The 14844-nt window shown below is 74.6% G+C and carries 12 protein-coding genes; 11 read left to right on the top strand and 1 reads right to left on the bottom strand.

Translation table 11 applies throughout. The features are described from left to right. Window positions 1-8: 8 nt before the first annotated feature. The gene (locus K4G59_RS04600) at window positions 9-1370 is read left to right on the top strand and encodes an FAD-binding oxidoreductase (RefSeq protein ID WP_231249642.1); all 1362 of its coding nucleotides are present in this window, start codon (window positions 9-11) and stop codon (window positions 1368-1370) included. Between the two features lie 27 nt (window positions 1371-1397). Further along, a complete protein-coding gene (locus K4G59_RS04595; RefSeq protein WP_231249640.1) occupies window positions 1398-2489 on the top strand; it encodes a pyridoxal-phosphate-dependent aminotransferase family protein in 1092 nt (363 codons plus the stop codon). A gap of 6 nt (window positions 2490-2495) precedes the next feature. Here the strand turns inward: K4G59_RS04595 and K4G59_RS04590 are convergent, their stop codons facing one another. Next, window positions 2496-3137, bottom strand: a complete 642-nt coding sequence (locus K4G59_RS04590; RefSeq protein ID WP_231249639.1) for a hypothetical protein — start codon at window positions 3135-3137, stop codon at window positions 2496-2498. A 138-nt stretch (window positions 3138-3275) separates the two neighbouring features. Here K4G59_RS04590 and smc point away from each other — a divergent pair, with 138 nt between their 5' ends. From smc to K4G59_RS04545, 9 genes are read left to right on the top strand one after another with little or no spacing between them, the layout of a single operon-like run. Next, window positions 3276-6830: a chromosome segregation protein SMC gene (gene smc / locus K4G59_RS04585; protein ID WP_231249637.1), complete on the top strand. Its 3555-nt coding sequence runs from the start codon at window positions 3276-3278 to the stop codon at window positions 6828-6830. Continuing rightward, window positions 6827-7321: a 2-oxo-4-hydroxy-4-carboxy-5-ureidoimidazoline decarboxylase gene (gene uraD, locus K4G59_RS04580; RefSeq protein ID WP_231249635.1), complete on the top strand. Its 495-nt coding sequence runs from the start codon at window positions 6827-6829 to the stop codon at window positions 7319-7321. Before smc ends, uraD begins: the two co-directional genes overlap by 4 nt. A 55-nt stretch (window positions 7322-7376) precedes the next feature. Then, the gene (locus K4G59_RS04575; protein WP_231249633.1) at window positions 7377-8879 is read left to right on the top strand and encodes an AtzH-like domain-containing protein; all 1503 of its coding nucleotides are present in this window, start codon (window positions 7377-7379) and stop codon (window positions 8877-8879) included. Between the two features lie 9 nt (window positions 8880-8888). Then, entirely contained in the window at window positions 8889-9209 is a 321-nt protein-coding gene (gene uraH, locus K4G59_RS04570; protein WP_231249631.1) for a hydroxyisourate hydrolase, read from the top strand. A gap of 1 nt (window position 9210) precedes the next feature. Continuing rightward, window positions 9211-10116 (top strand): factor-independent urate hydroxylase, encoded by a 906-nt coding sequence (gene pucL, locus K4G59_RS04565; protein ID WP_231249630.1) that lies wholly within the window; start codon window positions 9211-9213, stop codon window positions 10114-10116. Further along, the gene (gene allB / locus K4G59_RS04560) at window positions 10116-11480 is read left to right on the top strand and encodes an allantoinase AllB (protein WP_231249628.1); all 1365 of its coding nucleotides are present in this window, start codon (window positions 10116-10118) and stop codon (window positions 11478-11480) included. Before pucL ends, allB begins: the two co-directional genes overlap by 1 nt. Before the next feature lie 26 nt (window positions 11481-11506). Continuing rightward, entirely contained in the window at window positions 11507-12727 is a 1221-nt protein-coding gene (locus K4G59_RS04555) for a pyridoxal-phosphate-dependent aminotransferase family protein (protein WP_231249626.1), read from the top strand. After that, on the top strand, window positions 12724-13971 hold the full coding sequence (locus K4G59_RS04550; RefSeq protein ID WP_231249625.1) for an allantoate amidohydrolase: 1248 nt from the start codon (window positions 12724-12726) through the stop codon (window positions 13969-13971). The genes K4G59_RS04555 and K4G59_RS04550 overlap by 4 nt, the downstream gene beginning before the upstream one ends. 11 nt (window positions 13972-13982) lie before the next feature. Continuing rightward, window positions 13983-14822 (top strand): MurR/RpiR family transcriptional regulator, encoded by an 840-nt coding sequence (locus K4G59_RS04545; RefSeq protein ID WP_231249623.1) that lies wholly within the window; start codon window positions 13983-13985, stop codon window positions 14820-14822. The last annotated feature ends 22 nt before the right edge of the window (window positions 14823-14844 follow it).

The following is a 14844-nucleotide window of genomic DNA, read 5'->3' as shown; positions in this document are numbered from 1 at the left end:
ATGGGCCGGTGGATGTCGTCGCCGAGCTCGTGGAGTCCCTGCCCGCTGGAGTCGTCGCGACCGACCCGGCCACCGTGGCGAACTACCGGTTCGACTGGTCGAAGGACGAGGGCGCCGGGACACCCGTGGCCGTGGTGCGGGCGGAGGACGCCGAGCAGGTGCAGGTCGCGGTGCGGTGGGCGGCCAGGCACGGTGTGGCTGTCGTGCCGCGTGGTGCCGGGTCCGGCCTCTCCGGAGGCGCCAGCGCGGTGGACGGCGGCATCGTGCTCAGCCTCGAGCGGATGCGCGGCATCGAGATCGACAGCGACTGCCAGGTCGCCGTCGTCGAGCCGGGTGCCTTCAACGCGGAGGTGAAGGCCACCGCGCGGGAGCACGGACTCTGGTACCCGCCGGACCCGTCGTCGTACGAGATCTGCTCGATCGGCGGCAACATCGCCACCAACGCCGGTGGGCTGTGCTGCGTGAAGTACGGCGTCACCACCGACTACGTCCTGGGCCTCGACGTCGTCCTCGCCGACGGCACGCTCATCACGCTCGGTGGCAAGCGGATCAAGGACGTCGCCGGCCTCTCGCTGCTCAAGCTGTTCGTGGGGTCGGAGGGCACGCTCGGCATCGTCACGCGCGCGATCCTGCGCCTGGTGCCGCTGCCGCTGCCACCCGCGACGCTGGTCGCGTCCTTCGCGTCCGTGGTGGCGGCGGCCGAGGCGGTGGTCGCCGTACGCCGCACGCTCCGACCATCGATGATGGAGCTGATGGACAGGGCCACCATCAACGCGGTCGAGGACTTCTCCCCGCGCGGCCTCGACAGGACCGCGGGGGCGCTCCTGGTCGTGCAGTCCGATGCGCCGGGCGACGCGCGGGTCGCCGAGATCGCGGCCGTGGAGGCGGCCTGCGTCGCCGCCGGTGCGACGGAGGTCGTGGTCACCGACGACCCGGACGAGGGGGAGATGTTCGTCGAGGCGCGGCGCATGGCCTTCCCGGCCGTCGAGGCACGCGGCAGCCTCCTGCTCGAGGACGTGGGGGCAGCGGTGCCGCTGCTCCCCGAGCTGCTCGCCGCGGTCACGGCGATCGCGGCGAGCCACGACCTCGAGATCCCCACCGTCGCCCACGCCGGCGACGGCAACACCCACCCCATCATCGTCTACGACGCCACCGACCCCGACTCCGCGCGGCGGGCCCGCGCCGCCTTCGACGACATCCTCCGGGCCGCCATCCGGCTCGGCGGCACCATCACCGGCGAGCACGGGGTGGGGCGCACGAAGAAGGCCGCCCTGCCCGACCAGCTCGGCGAGGACGTGATGGCCCTCTCGCGCCGGATCAAGGACGCCCTCGACCCGGCCGGCATCCTCAACCCCGGGGCGGTGCTGTGACGCCCGCCGGTTGGTTACGGTCGACCCATGATCCGCGAGCGCCACCTCCTCGGTCCCGGTCCGTCCAACCCCTACCCCGAGGCGACGCGCGCCCTGGCCGAACCGCTGCTCGGCCACCTCGACCCCGAGTTCCTGCGCATCATGGACGAGACCTGCGACATGCTGCGCGAGGCGTGGGGCACCTCCAACGCGCGCACCCTCCCGCTGAGCGCGACCGGTTCGGCCGGCATGGAGGCGGCCTTCGTCAACACCGTCCACCCGGGCGACGTGGTGGTCGTCGCGGTCAACGGCCTCTTCGGGCAGCGGATGACCGACGTCGCGGCGCGCTGCGGTGCCGAGGTCGTCGCCGTGGATCACGACTGGGGCCAGCCGGTCGACGTGGACCGGGTGCTGTCCGCGCACCCGTCGCCGGCGATCATCGCCGCCGTGCACGCCGAGACCTCGACAGGGGTGCGCTCCGACATCGCCGCGCTCGGCGCCGGCAAGGGCGACGCCCTGCTGCTCACCGACGCGGTCACCTCCATCGGCGGCATCGAGCTGCGCGCCGACGACTGGGGCGTCGACATCGGCTACGCCGGCACGCAGAAGTGCCTCGGCGTGGCCCCGGGCCTGGCGCCCTTCACCATCAACGACCGCGCCTTCGACCGCCGGGTCGAGACGCCGCGGTCGTGGTACCTCGACCTCGGCATGCTCGGCGGCTACGTCGGTGAGGCCGGCGGCCGGGCGCAGCGGACCTACCACCACACCGCGCCCACCGCGATGGTCGCCAGCCTCCACGCCGGTCTCACCCGCATCCTCGACGAGGGGCTCGAGGCCGTCTGGGCGCGGCACCAGGCCGTGGGCGACTCGCTCCAGGCCGGCCTGGAGGAGATGGGGCTCGAGCTGTTCGCCGCTGAGGGCCACCGCTTGCCAGACCTGACGACCGTCCGGGTCCCCGAAGGCGTCGACTCCGCCGCGGTGCGCCGCGAGCTGCTCGAGCGCCACGGCATCGAGATCGGCGCCGGCGCCGGGGCGTACGCCACCAGCGTGTGGCGCATCGGGCTGATGGGCCACAACGCCCGACCGGACGCGGCGCTCCTCGTGCTCGCCGCGCTGGAGGACGTGCTCGGCCGGTCGTGAGCGGGCTCAGCGCAGCCGGTCGGCCGCCCGCTCACCCAGGGCGACGACGCCGGCCCTCGGCGGCCGGGAGCCGGTGAAGCCGACGTCGAGCACCGACACCGTCCGCCCGACGCGCACGGCCAGCACCCGACGCCAGTCGACGCCGCCGCGGGAGAACCAGCCGATGAGCATCCCGGCCGACTGGTCGCCGACGCGCGGCGGGGACCACGCGCGGTTCTTAAGCAGGACCGTGCCGCCCTCGCCGTCGTCGGTGCGTACGTCGCCCACGCACTCCTTGCTGAAGAGCCGGTAGCGGCGCACCAGCGCGCGCGCCTCGCGGCGGGACTCCAGGCGCACCAGGTTCTGGTCGATCAGCGAGACCGACGACCGCCGTCCCACCGGCGAGACGCTGCCCTGGATCCGGCCGGTGCCGCGGACCAGGAGCGCTCGGTCGTCGCACCCGCGCGGCGCGAAGAGCGGCGAGCGCAGCACCGAGCGGGAGCGGTCGCGCAGGTCGGGGTAGACGCTCGCGTGGTCCTCGCCGGTGAGCAGGTGCGTCCGGGTGAGCGGGTCGTCGGCCGTGGCACCGGCAACGGCACCGGCAGCGGCGACGGGGGAGGGCGCGACGAGGGCACCCAGGCAGACCAGGACGACGAGCGTGCGGCGCATCTGCCCAGCATGGGGCGTGGCACGCCTCGCGCGCAACGGCGGCGGCGCCGGGTGTCGTAGGGTGATCCGCGCTGATCTTCCCCAGTATTCAGTGGCCCGTGGCGAGGGCCTGGCCATGACCCGGTGAGGAGCACGCGTGTGTACCTGAAGAGCCTGACCCTCAAGGGGTTCAAGTCCTTCGCCTCCTCGACGACGATGCAGCTCGAGCCCGGCATCACGTGCATCGTCGGCCCCAACGGCTCGGGCAAGTCCAACGTCGTCGACGCCCTCGCCTGGGTGATGGGCGAGCAGGGCGCCAAGAGCCTGCGCGGCGGCAAGATGGAGGACGTCATCTTCGCCGGCACGTCCGGCCGCCCGCCGCTCGGCCGGGCCGAGGTGCAGCTGACCATCGACAACTCCGACGGCGCCCTGCCGATCGACTACGCCGAGGTCACCATCAGCCGCACGATGTTCCGCAACGGCGGCTCGGAGTACGCCATCAACTCCCAGGGCTGCCGGCTGCTCGACGTCCAGGAGCTGCTCAGCGACTCCGGCATCGGCCGCGAGATGCACGTGATCGTCGGGCAGGGACAGCTCGACTCGATCCTGCACGCCACCCCCGAGGACCGTCGTGGCTTCATCGAGGAGGCCGCCGGCGTCCTCAAGCACCGCAAGCGCAAGGAGAAGGCGCTCCGCAAGCTCGACGCCACCGACGGCAACCTGACCCGCCTGGCCGACCTGCTGTCGGAGATTCGCCGCCAGCTCAAGCCGCTGGGGCGCCAGGCCGAGGTCGCGCGCCAGGCGCAGACCGTGCAGGCCGACGTCCGCGACGCCCGCGCGCGCCTGCTCGCCGACGACCTGGTCACCGCACGCACCGCGCTGGAGACCGAGCTGGCCGACGAGTCGGTGCTCCTGGAGCGGCGCGAGGAGGTCGAGACCGCGATCGCCGAGGGCCGCGACCGCGAGTCGGCGCTCGAGGCGACGCTGCGCGACGACCTGCCGCGGCTGGCTGCGGCGCAGGAGACCTGGTTCGCCCTCTCGGGCCTCAAGGAGCGCCTGCGCGGCACCGCGTCGCTGGCCGACGAGCGGATCCGCAACGCCGCCGGTGCCGCCGAGGGCGACACCGTCGACTCCGGTCGCGACCCCGACGACCTCGAGGCGCAGGCCGAGCGCGTGCGGCGCCAGGAGGCGGAGATCGCCGAGCAGGTCGCGCAGCACCGCGCTGCCCTCGAGTCCGCGGTCGTGGCCAGGCGCGCCGCCGAGGAGGCCGCCGCCGAGGAGGACAAGCGCATCTCCGGGCTGCTGCGCGCCGCGGCCGACCGCCGCGAGGGCCTGGCCCGGCTCGCCGGCCAGGTCAACGCCCTCACCTCGCGCGCGGAGGCAGCCGACGCGGAGATCCAGCGCCTGACCGAGGCCCGCGAGGAGGCTGCCGCCCGCGCCGAGCGCGCCCAGCGCGACTTCACCGCCCTCGAGACCCGCGTCGCCGGCCTCGACGCCGGCGAGGAGGGTCTCGACTCCGAGCACGAGGACGCCGTCGCCGTGCTCGACGAGGTCGACGACCAGCTGGCCCGCGCGCGCGAGGACGCCCAGCAGGCCGACCGCGAGCGCGCCGGTCTCACCGCCCGCCGCGACGCTCTCGAGATCGGGCTGAACCGCAAGGACGGCGCAGGGGCACTGCTCGCGGCCACCGAGTCCGTCGCCGGGTTGCTCGGATCCGTGGCCGCGCTGCTCGACGTCGAGCACGGCTACGAGACGGCCGTCGCGGCCGCCCTCGGCAGTGCCGCCGACGCCGTGGTCGTCACCGGCTCGCAGGCCGCGGTCGACGCGATCACCCACCTCAAGCACGACGACCTCGGCCGCGCCGGGCTCATCCTCGGCGGGGCGCCTGCCGCCGACCGCGACTGGGCCGCGCTGCCGGACGGAGCGGCGTACGCCGTCGACGTGGTCTCCGCGCCCGCCGACGTCCGCCCTGCGCTGGCGCGCCTGCTGGAGCGCGTCGCCGTCGTCGACGACCTCGCGGCAGCACGCCGCCTGGTCGCCGACCTCCCCGAGGTCGTCGCGGTGACCCGCGACGGCGACCTGCTCGGCACACACTTCGCCGCAGGGGGCTCCTCCAGCCAGCCCAGCCTCATCGAGGTCCAGGCCGCAGTCGACGAGGCCACCGAGCTCCTGGCCGCCGCGACCGCGACCACCGAGCGGCTCGGCTTCGAGATCTCCCGCCTCGAGGCCGCACGCCACGACGCCCTCAAGCGCGTCGACGTCGCGCTGGCCCGCCTCCACGAGTCCGACGCGACGCTGGCGGCCGTGGCCGAGGAGCTCGGCCAGCACGGCTCCCAGGCGCGCGCGGCCAAGGGCGAGGCCGACCGGCTCGAGCGGGCCATCGTCACCGCCCGTGAGGCCCGTGAGGCCGACCTCGCCGGGCTCGCGGACCTCCAGGCCCGCCTCGCCGCGGCCGAGCACGTCACCGACGAGGAACCCGACACCTCCGAGCGCGAGCGCCTCGTCGAGGCCGCGCGCGAGGCCCGCCAGGGCGAGATGGACGCACGCCTCGCGCTGCGCACCGCCGAGGAGCGCGCCCGAGCGCTGCACGGTCGCGCCGACTCGCTGCTGCGCGCTGCGCAGGCCGAGCGCGAGTCCCGGGCGCGCGCCGCCGAGCGCCGCGAGCGGCTGATCCGCGAGGGCCGGGCCGCGCAAGCGGTGTCGGTGGCCGTGCGCGTCGTGCTGCACGAGCTCGAGCGCTCGGTCATGGAGGCCGCCGACGAGCGAGCCGCCGTCGAGGAGTCGCGGCAGGGGAGCGAGCAGCAGCTCATGGCCGTGCGCACCCGGCTGCGCGACCTCGGCCGTGAGCACGACGAGCTGGTCAGCTCGGTGCACCGCGACGAGATGGCGCGCACCCAGCAGAAGATGCGGATCCAGCAGCTCGAGGAGCGTGCGCTCGAGGAGCTCGGGCTCGATGCCGACGGCCTCGTCGCCGACTACGGCCCGGCCACGCTGATCCCCTTCAGCGGCGAGGTACCCGAGGGTGAGGAGGCCCCCGAGCCGGCGGCGTTCGTGCGCGAGGAGCAGGTCAAGCGGCTGCGGACCGCCGAGCGGGCCCTCTCCATGCTCGGCCGGGTCAATCCGCTCGCGCTGGAGGAGTTCTCCGCGATGGAGGAGCGGCACAAGTTCCTCACCGAGCAGCTCGAGGACCTCAAGCGCACCCGCAAGGACCTGCTCGACATCGTCCGCGAGGTCGACGCCCGCGTGGAGCAGGTCTTCACCGAGGCCTACGGCGACGTGGAGAAGGCCTTCGACTCGACCTTCGCCCGGCTCTTCCCCGGCGGGGAGGGCCGACTCGTCCTCACCGACCCCGGCGACATGCTCAACACCGGCATCGAGGTCGAGGCCCGACCGGCCGGCAAGAAGGTCAAGCGGCTCTCGCTGCTCTCCGGCGGCGAGCGGTCCCTCGTCGCGGTCGCCTTCCTGGTCGCGCTCTTCAAGGCGCGCCCGTCGCCTTTCTACATCCTCGACGAGGTCGAGGCGGCGCTCGACGACACCAACCTGGGCCGTCTGCTGGAGATCTACGAGGAGCTCCGTGAGAACTCCCAGCTGCTGGTGATCACCCACCAGAAGCGCACGATGGAGGTCGGTGACGCGCTCTACGGCGTGACCATGCGCGGTGACGGCGTGTCGGCCGTGATCAGCCAGCGTCTGCGCGACGCGGAGCCGGCGTGAGCGCGTATGCCTTCGACGACCTCACGGAGCCCGAGGCGCGCGCCGTGCTCGCCGAGTGCCTCGACGTCGACCGCTTCGTCGCCCACCTGCTGGCCGGCCGGCCGTACGGCGACGCCGACCGGGTCCGCGCAGCGGCGTCCGCGGCGGCGTCCTCGCTCGACGACGCCGAGCTCGAGCGGGCGCTCTCCCGTCATCCGCGCATCGGCGAGCGGGCGCAGGCCGACCGGCACGACGCCGCCCACTCCGCCCGCGAGCAGTCCGGGGTCGACCGTGGCGACGCCGACCTCGCGGCACGGCTGCTGGCCGGCAACCGGGCCTACGAGGAGCGCTTCGACCGGGTCTTCCTGATCCGAGCCGCCGGTCGCAGCGGACCGGAGATCCTCGCCGAGCTCGAACGACGGCTGGGCAACGACGACACCACGGAGCGCGCCGAGACGGTCGACCAGCTGCGCCAGATCGCGCTGCTGCGCCTCGAGCCGCACCTCGGCTGAGTCCGCTTCGTCGTACGACACACGCGCGTCACAGGAGCGGTCTAGGGTCCCCTCCGTGACCACCGCCCTGATGGAGGCCTTCTGGGCCTACGAGCGCGCGCTGATGGCCGACGACGTCGCGGCGCTCGATCGCCTCTTCGCCCCCGGGCCGACGACGCTGCGCGGCGACGCCGAGGGACTGCTGGTGGGCCACGACGCCATCGCCGCGTTCCGAGCGGTGCGTGGCGGAGCTCCCGCGCGGCGCATCGTCGACACGCACGTGCGCCCCATCGACGACGACCATGCCCTCGTCGTCGCGGTCACCGAGCCCGAGCGCGGTGGCCGCGGGCAGCAGACCCAGCTGTGGGTGCGGGGCGGGGCCGGCTGGCAGGTGGTCGCCGCACACGTCTCGGGTCCGGCCCCCGCCCTGGACCGCCGCGTCTGGCGTGTGGTCGGCGACCCGCTGGTGGCGGCGACGGCCCCCGGTCCGCTCGACGGGCGCCGGGTCGCGGTCAAGGACCTCGTGGCCGTCGCCGGCCACCGCATCGGTGCCGGCAACCCCGCCTGGCTCGCCGCCGCCGGACCCGAGGCCGCCCACGCGCCCGTCGTCGCCGCGCTCCTGGCCGCGGGCGCCGACGTCGCCGGCATCGCCCGCTCCGACGAGCTCGCCTGGAGCCTGGCGGGCACCAACGTCCACACCGGCACGCCGCCCAACCCGCGCGCGCCGCACCGCATCAGCGGCGGCTCCAGCTCGGGGCCGGCGAGCGCCGTCTCGCTCGGGCACGCCGACATCGGCCTCGCCACCGACACCGGGGGATCGATCCGGGTCCCGGCGGCCTACCAGGGCCTCGCCGGGCACCGGCCCACCCACGGCGTGGTGTCGACCCGGGGCGTCGTCCCGCTCGCCCCCTGCTTCGACACCGTCGGCTGGCTCACGCGCGGCCCGGAGCTGCTCGCCGCGGTCGGCGACGTGCTGCTTCCCGCGGACACCGCGGACCTGGCCACGGACCTGGTGCACGACGCAGGTCTCACCGCGCTCGCTGCGCCCGAGGTCGCGCGGACGGTCGAGTCCTGGGCGGCTGCCCGGGGCGTCCGCCCGCTCGAGGTCCCGCTCGGTCCGGTCGCGCAGTGGCGCGCGGCCTTCAGCACCCTCCAGGGATGGGAGGCGGTCCAGGAGCACGGCGAGTGGGCGGCCGCCCATGCGGCCGACCTCGGCCCGGACGTCCGTGCGCGCTTCGAGCGCGCCGCCCGCACGACCGACGCGGAGGCAGACCGTGCCCGCGCCGTCGTGGCCTCAGCGCGGGCGCGGGTGCGGGAGGACCTCGGCGACCGGGTGCTGGTGCTGCCGGCGGCACCCACCACCGCGCCCCGCCTGGGCGCCGACCTCGCCCCGGTGCGCGAGGCGACCCTCGCCCTCACCTGCGTCGCGGGCGTCGCCGGGCTGCCTGCGGTGACGCTGCCGCTGACGGCGGCCGACGGCCTTCCGTGCGGGGTCAGCCTCGTCGGACCCGCGGGCAGCGACCGCGCCCTGCTGGCCCTTGCGACGCGGCTGGCCGCGATGGACCGGACCGGGACGTAGCATCCGCCCATGACCAGCACCTGCTCGACCCACGTGCTCGACTCCGCGCGCGGCCGGCCCGCCGCAGGCATCGGCCTGCGGCTGCTCGACGCCGACGGCGCGACCGTCGCCGACACCCGGGCCGACGACGACGGCCGGGTGCGGTTCGAGGGCCAGGTCGCCCCGGGTCGGCACACCCTGGTCGTGGGCTCCGGCGCCTACTTCGCCGCGCAGGACCGCGACACCTTCTACCCCGAGGTCGTCGTCGCCTTCGACGTGGCACCGGGGGAGCACCACCACGTGGCGGTGCTGCTGGCGCCGTTCGCCTACACCACCTACCGAGGGAGCTGAGGTGAGCGAGCAGCGGATCGTCCTGGGGGACAACCAGTACGGCAAGGCCGAGTGCCGGCTGGTGCGCGTCACCCGTGACTCCCCGGTGCACACCCTCGCCGACCTCAACGTCACCAGCCAGCTGCGCGGCGACTTCGAGGCCGCGCACACCGAGGGTGACAACGGGCGGGTGGTGGCCACCGACACGCAGAAGAACACCGTGTACGCCTTCGCCCGTGAGCACGGGGTGGTGAGTCCCGAGGCGTTCCTGCTGCGCCTGGCCGCGCACTTCACCGAGCTCGACTGGGTGACGGGTGGTCGCTGGTCGGCCGAGCAGTACGCATGGGACCGCATCGTGACCGGCGACGGTCCGCACGACCACGCCTTCGTCCGCAACGGTCGCTCCACGCGTACGGCCCTGGTCCACGTCGACGAGGACGGCACCACGGTGCTCGCCGGACTCCGGGACTGCACGGTGCTCAAGACCACCGGCTCGGAGTTCCACGGGTTCCCGCGCGACCGCTTCACCACGCTCGCCGACACCGACGACCGCGTGCTCTCGACGTCGGTGACCGCGTGGTGGCGCTACGCCGACGCCGATCCCGCGCGTGACCACGACGCCCTCCACGCCTCGGTCGAGGCGCTGCTGCTCGCCACCTTCGCCGAGGTGCACTCGCTGGCGCTCCAGCAGACGGTGCACGCGATGGGCCGCGCCGTGCTGGAGGCACATCCCGAGATCGTCGAGATCCGCATCTCCTGCCCCAACAAGCACCACTTCCTGGTCGACCTCGGTCCCTTCGGCCTCGACAACCCGGGAGAGGTCTTCTTCGCCGCCGACCGCCCCTACGGGCTGATCGAGGCCAGCCTGACCCGGGAGGGGCAGCCGCCCGCGCCGGCCGCGTGGGCCTCGGTCACCGGGTTCTGCTGATGCGCCTCGACGCCGTGGTCGCCGACCGGGTGCTCGTCGGCGACGGCGTACGCCCCGCGACGCTGCTGCTGGCGGACGGTGTCGTGCGGTCGGTGGCCCCGGTCGACCACCCCGTGACGGGCGAGGTGCTGCGCGTGGGAGCGTCGTCGATCGTGCTTCCCGGGGTGGTCGACACCCACGTGCACGTGAACGAGCCCGGCCGCACCGAGTGGGAGGGCTTCGCGACCGCCACCCGGGCCGCCGCGCTGGGTGGCGTCACGACGCTGGTCGACATGCCGCTCAACTCCGTGCCGCCGACCACGACGCTCGCGGGACTGGTCGCCAAGCGCGCGGCCGCCGACACCCAGCTCGCCGTCGACGTCGGGCTGTGGGGCGGCGCGGTGCCCGGCAACCTCGACGACCTCGAGCCGCTCTGGGAGGCCGGTGTCTTCGGCTTCAAGTGCTTCCTGTCGCCCTCCGGCGTCGACGAGTTCCCCCCGCTCGACCCAGCCGGCTTCCGCGCCGCCCTGGCCCGCGTGGCCGACCTCGGGGCGCTGATGGTGGTGCACGCCGAGGACGCCGACGTCCTGGATGCGGCGCCCCACCCGCCGAGCCGGGCGTACGCCGACTTCCTGCTGTCGCGGCCCGACCGGGCCGAGACCGAGGCCGTCGGTCGGGTCATCGAGGGTGCGCGGGAGAGCGGCGCCCGGGTGCACGTGCTGCACCTCTCGAGCGCCCGCGCGCTCGACCTGCTCGCCGACGCGCGGGCCGAGGGCCTGGCCGTCACCGTCGAGACCTGTCCGCACTACCTCTGCTTCGACGCCGAGGCGCTGCCCGACGCCGCACCGGCGTTCAAGTGCTGTCCGCCGATCCGCGACGCGGGCAACCGCGACGCGCTGTGGCAGGGCCTCCTCCAGGGGGTGGTCGACATGGTCGTCACCGACCACTCGCCGGCCACCGCGGCGGAGAAGGGGCGGGGCGACGGTGACCTGCAGCAGGCCTGGGGCGGCATCGCCGGGCTCCAGGTCGGGTTCACCGCCGTGGTGGACGAGGCGCGCCGTCGCGGGATCGGGCCGGAGGTGGTGAGCCGCTGGATGTCGCGAGCGACGGCCGACCTGGTCGGCCTGGGCGCCAAGGGCCGGATCGAGGTCGGCGCCGATGCCGACCTCGTGGTGCTCGACGAGGCGGCGACCACCGACGTCGACGTGACCCGGCTGGCGCACCGCAACCCGATCTCGGCCTACGACGGCCGGTCGCTGGCCGGGTCGGTCACCACGACCGTCCTCCGAGGCGAGCTGCTCCACCGCGACGAACCCACGCAGCGGACCGGACGGCTCCTCGTCCGTCCCGGCGCGCGAGGCGTGACGCAGATGAAACAACGCTGAAACGCGAGTTTCAGTAGCATGCGGGGATGACGTCGTCCCCGCCGCTCGTGCCGCCGCCCCGCCTGCTGATGGGGCCCGGTCCGATCACGGCCCACCCCCGGGTGCTCCAGGCGATGTCGCAGCAGCTCGTCGGGCAGTTCGACCCGGCGATGACGGGCTGGATGAACGACACGATGGACCTCTACCGCCGGGTCTTCCGCACCGCCAACGAGCAGACGTTCCTCGTCGACGGCACCTCGCGCGCCGGTATCGAGGCCGCGCTGGTGAGCCTGCTCGAGCCCGGCGACCGCCTGCTCGTCCCGGTCTTCGGCCGCTTCGGCCACCTGCTCCGCGAGATCGGGGAGCGGTGCGGCGCCGAGGTGCACACCATCGAGCGCCCCTGGGGAGAGGTCTTCGACGTCGAGGAGATCACGTCCGCGGTCGCCCGGGTCCGGCCCAAGGTCCTCGCCCTCGTGCAGGGTGACACCTCCACCACGATGAACCAGCCGCTGGCGGGCCTGGCCGAGGCCCTGGCCGGGGACGACGTGATCGTCTACTGCGACGCCACGGCTAGCCTGGGGGGCAACGAGCTGGCGACCGACGCGTGGGGCCTGGACGTGGTGACCGCCGGTCTGCAGAAGTGCCTCGGCGGCCCGTCGGGCAGCGCTCCCATCACCGTGTCGCCGCGTGCCGTGGAGCTCGTCCAGGGGCGCCGCCACGTCGAGGCGGGCATCCGCGAGGACCGCGACACGGCGCGCGGCACGCGCATCGCCAGCAACTACCTCGACCTCGCGATGCTCATCGACTACTGGGGCCCGCGCCGGCTCAACCACCACACCGAGGCCACGACCATGCTCTACGGCGCGCGCGAGTGCGCCCGCGTGCTCCTCGACGAGGGCCTCGACGAGTCGGTCGAGCGGCACCGGCTCCACGGAGCTGCGATGCTCGCCGGGGTGCAGGGCCTGGGCCTCAGCGTCTTCGGCGACCAGGCCCACAAGATGCACAACGTGGTGGCGGTGGAGATCCCCGACGGCGTCGACGGTGACGCCGTGCGCGCCGGCATGCTCACCGACTACGGCATCGAGATCGGCACCTCGTTCGGTCCGCTGCACGGCCGGGTCTGGCGGATCGGCACGATGGGCTGGAACGCGCGGCGGGACGCGGTGCTCACCACGCTGGCCACCCTCGAGCAGGTGCTCCGCGAGGCGGGCGCGGCGGTCACCGCCGGTGGCGGCACGGGTGCCGCCCGCGAGGTGTACGCCGGATGAGCGGGCCAGCCGGTGCCGCGCGAGTGCTCGACCGCTGCGCCGAGCTCGACCTGATCAGCGCCCGCCCCGGTGTCCTGGAGCGCACCCACCTGACGCCCGAGCACGCCCGGGCCAACCAGGCCGTGGCCGGGTGGCTGCAGGCAGGCGGCGCCACCTCCACCTGGCAGGACGCCGCCGGCAACCAGTGGGGCCGCCGCGAGGGTCGTCGCCCCGGCCTGCCGGCGCTCGTGCTCGGCTCGCACGTCGACACCGTGCCCGACGCCGGCAGCTTCGACGGCATGCTCGGCGTCCTCATGGCCGTCGAGGTGCTCGACCGGCTGGGTGACCGGGTCGGCGGGCTGCCGTTCGCGCTGGAGGTGGTGGCGTTCAGCGACGAGGAGGGCACCCGGTTCGGCTCCGCGCTGCTGGGGAGCAAGGCGGTCGCCGGGCTGTGGGACGAGGCCGACTGGGACCTGCGCGACCGCGACGGCACCACGCTGCACCAGGCCTTCCTCGACTTCGGCCTCGACCCGCGTGCGGTGGGTGACGCGGCCCGGGACCCCGCCAGCATGGTCGGCTACCTCGAGGCGCACATCGAGCAGGGCCCCTACCTCGAGGCCGCGGGAGCCTCCCTGGGCAACGTCACCTCGATCGCGGGCGCGCGACGCTTCCGGCTGGTCTTCACCGGCGAGGCCCGGCACGCCGGCGGGACGCCGTACGCCCGGCGTCGCGACGCGCTGGTGGGCGCGTCCGAGGCCGTCGTGGCCATCGAGAGGGTCGCCCGCGAGCGCGACTGCATCGCCACCGTCGGCCGCATCGAGGTCTCGCCCGGTGCGGTCAACGTGATCCCCGGTCGCGCGGTGATCAGCCTCGACCTGCGCGCCGAGGCCGACGTCGAGCGCGACGCGACGTGGGCCGAGCTCGAGCGCGTGCTGGATGAGATCTGCGGGCGGCGCAATCTCGAGCTCGACGTGGTCGAGGCCCACCGCGCCGACTCCGCCCCCTGCGCTCCTTGGCTGCAGCGGGCCGTCGCCGCGGGCATCCGCGCCACGGGCGACGACGCGCCGATGGACCTGTGGAGCCGGGCCGGCCACGACGCGATGGTCATGGCGTCGGTGACCGACATCGGGATGCTCTTCGTGAGGTGCGCCGACGGCATCAGCCACCACCCCGACGAGGACGTGCGCGAGGTGGACGTCGAGGCCGGCCTGGTCGCCCTCGAGCGCGCCGTGCTCGAGGTGGCCGCCGCGGTGGAGGCCGGGTGATGAGCGCGAGCGTGAGCGTGACCGGGGTCGACGGCCCGGCGGGGCCGCGCATCGACGAGCGGATCGCCCGGCACCATGCCCACCTCTCCCCGCAGGAGCAGCGTGCCGCCGCCACGCTGCTCGCGCACCTCGACGACCTCGCGACCTACCGTGCCTCGGAGCTGGCCGACATGGCGGGGGTGTCCAAGGCCACGATGAGCCGCCTCTTCCGCAGCCTCGGGTTCGCGGGCTTCGACGAGGTGCGCGACCACCTGCGCTCGCTGCGCTCGGCGGGGGAGCCGCGCCGCGTCGACGCGGGCGGCACCCCGGCGGAGCAGGCACAGTCGGACGCCTCGGCGATCGCCGTCGCCCTGGGCCAGCCCTCCATCACCCGTGCGGTCGAGCTGCTGGCCGACGCCGAGCGGGTGCTCGTCGTCGGCTGGCGCAACGGCCACGTCGTCGGGCTCCACCTGCGCCAGCAGCTGGCGCAGGTCCGCCCCGACGTCCGACTGGCACCCCTTCCCGGCCAGGTGGTCGGCGAGGAGCTCGCCGACCTCGGGCCGCGTGACGTCGTGGTGCTCATGGGCTTCCGGCGCCGGCCCCGTGGGTTCTCGCTGCTGCTGGAGCAGGCGGGTGCCACGGGGGCCGGGGTCGTCCTCGTCGCCGACCCGACCGCCGCCGGTCACGCGGGTGCCGCGACGGTCTTCCTCGAGTGCCCGGTGCACAGCGGCCTGGCCTTCGACTCCTACGCCGCGGCGATGAGCCTGGTCAGCGTCCTCGCCGACGGCGTCCTGCGCCGCGTGGGCCGCGCCGGCTCCGAGCGTACGGCACGGATCAGCCGGACCTACCAGGACCTGAGCGAGGTCGAGTGAGCCGCCCGCACGACCAGCCGCA

Source organism: Nocardioides furvisabuli, from assembly GCF_021083185.1.
Classification (GTDB): Bacteria; Actinomycetota; Actinomycetes; order Propionibacteriales; family Nocardioidaceae; genus Nocardioides; species Nocardioides furvisabuli.
The sequence above is the reverse complement of the archived record's forward strand: the minus strand, read 5'-3'. Positions and strand labels throughout refer to the sequence as shown.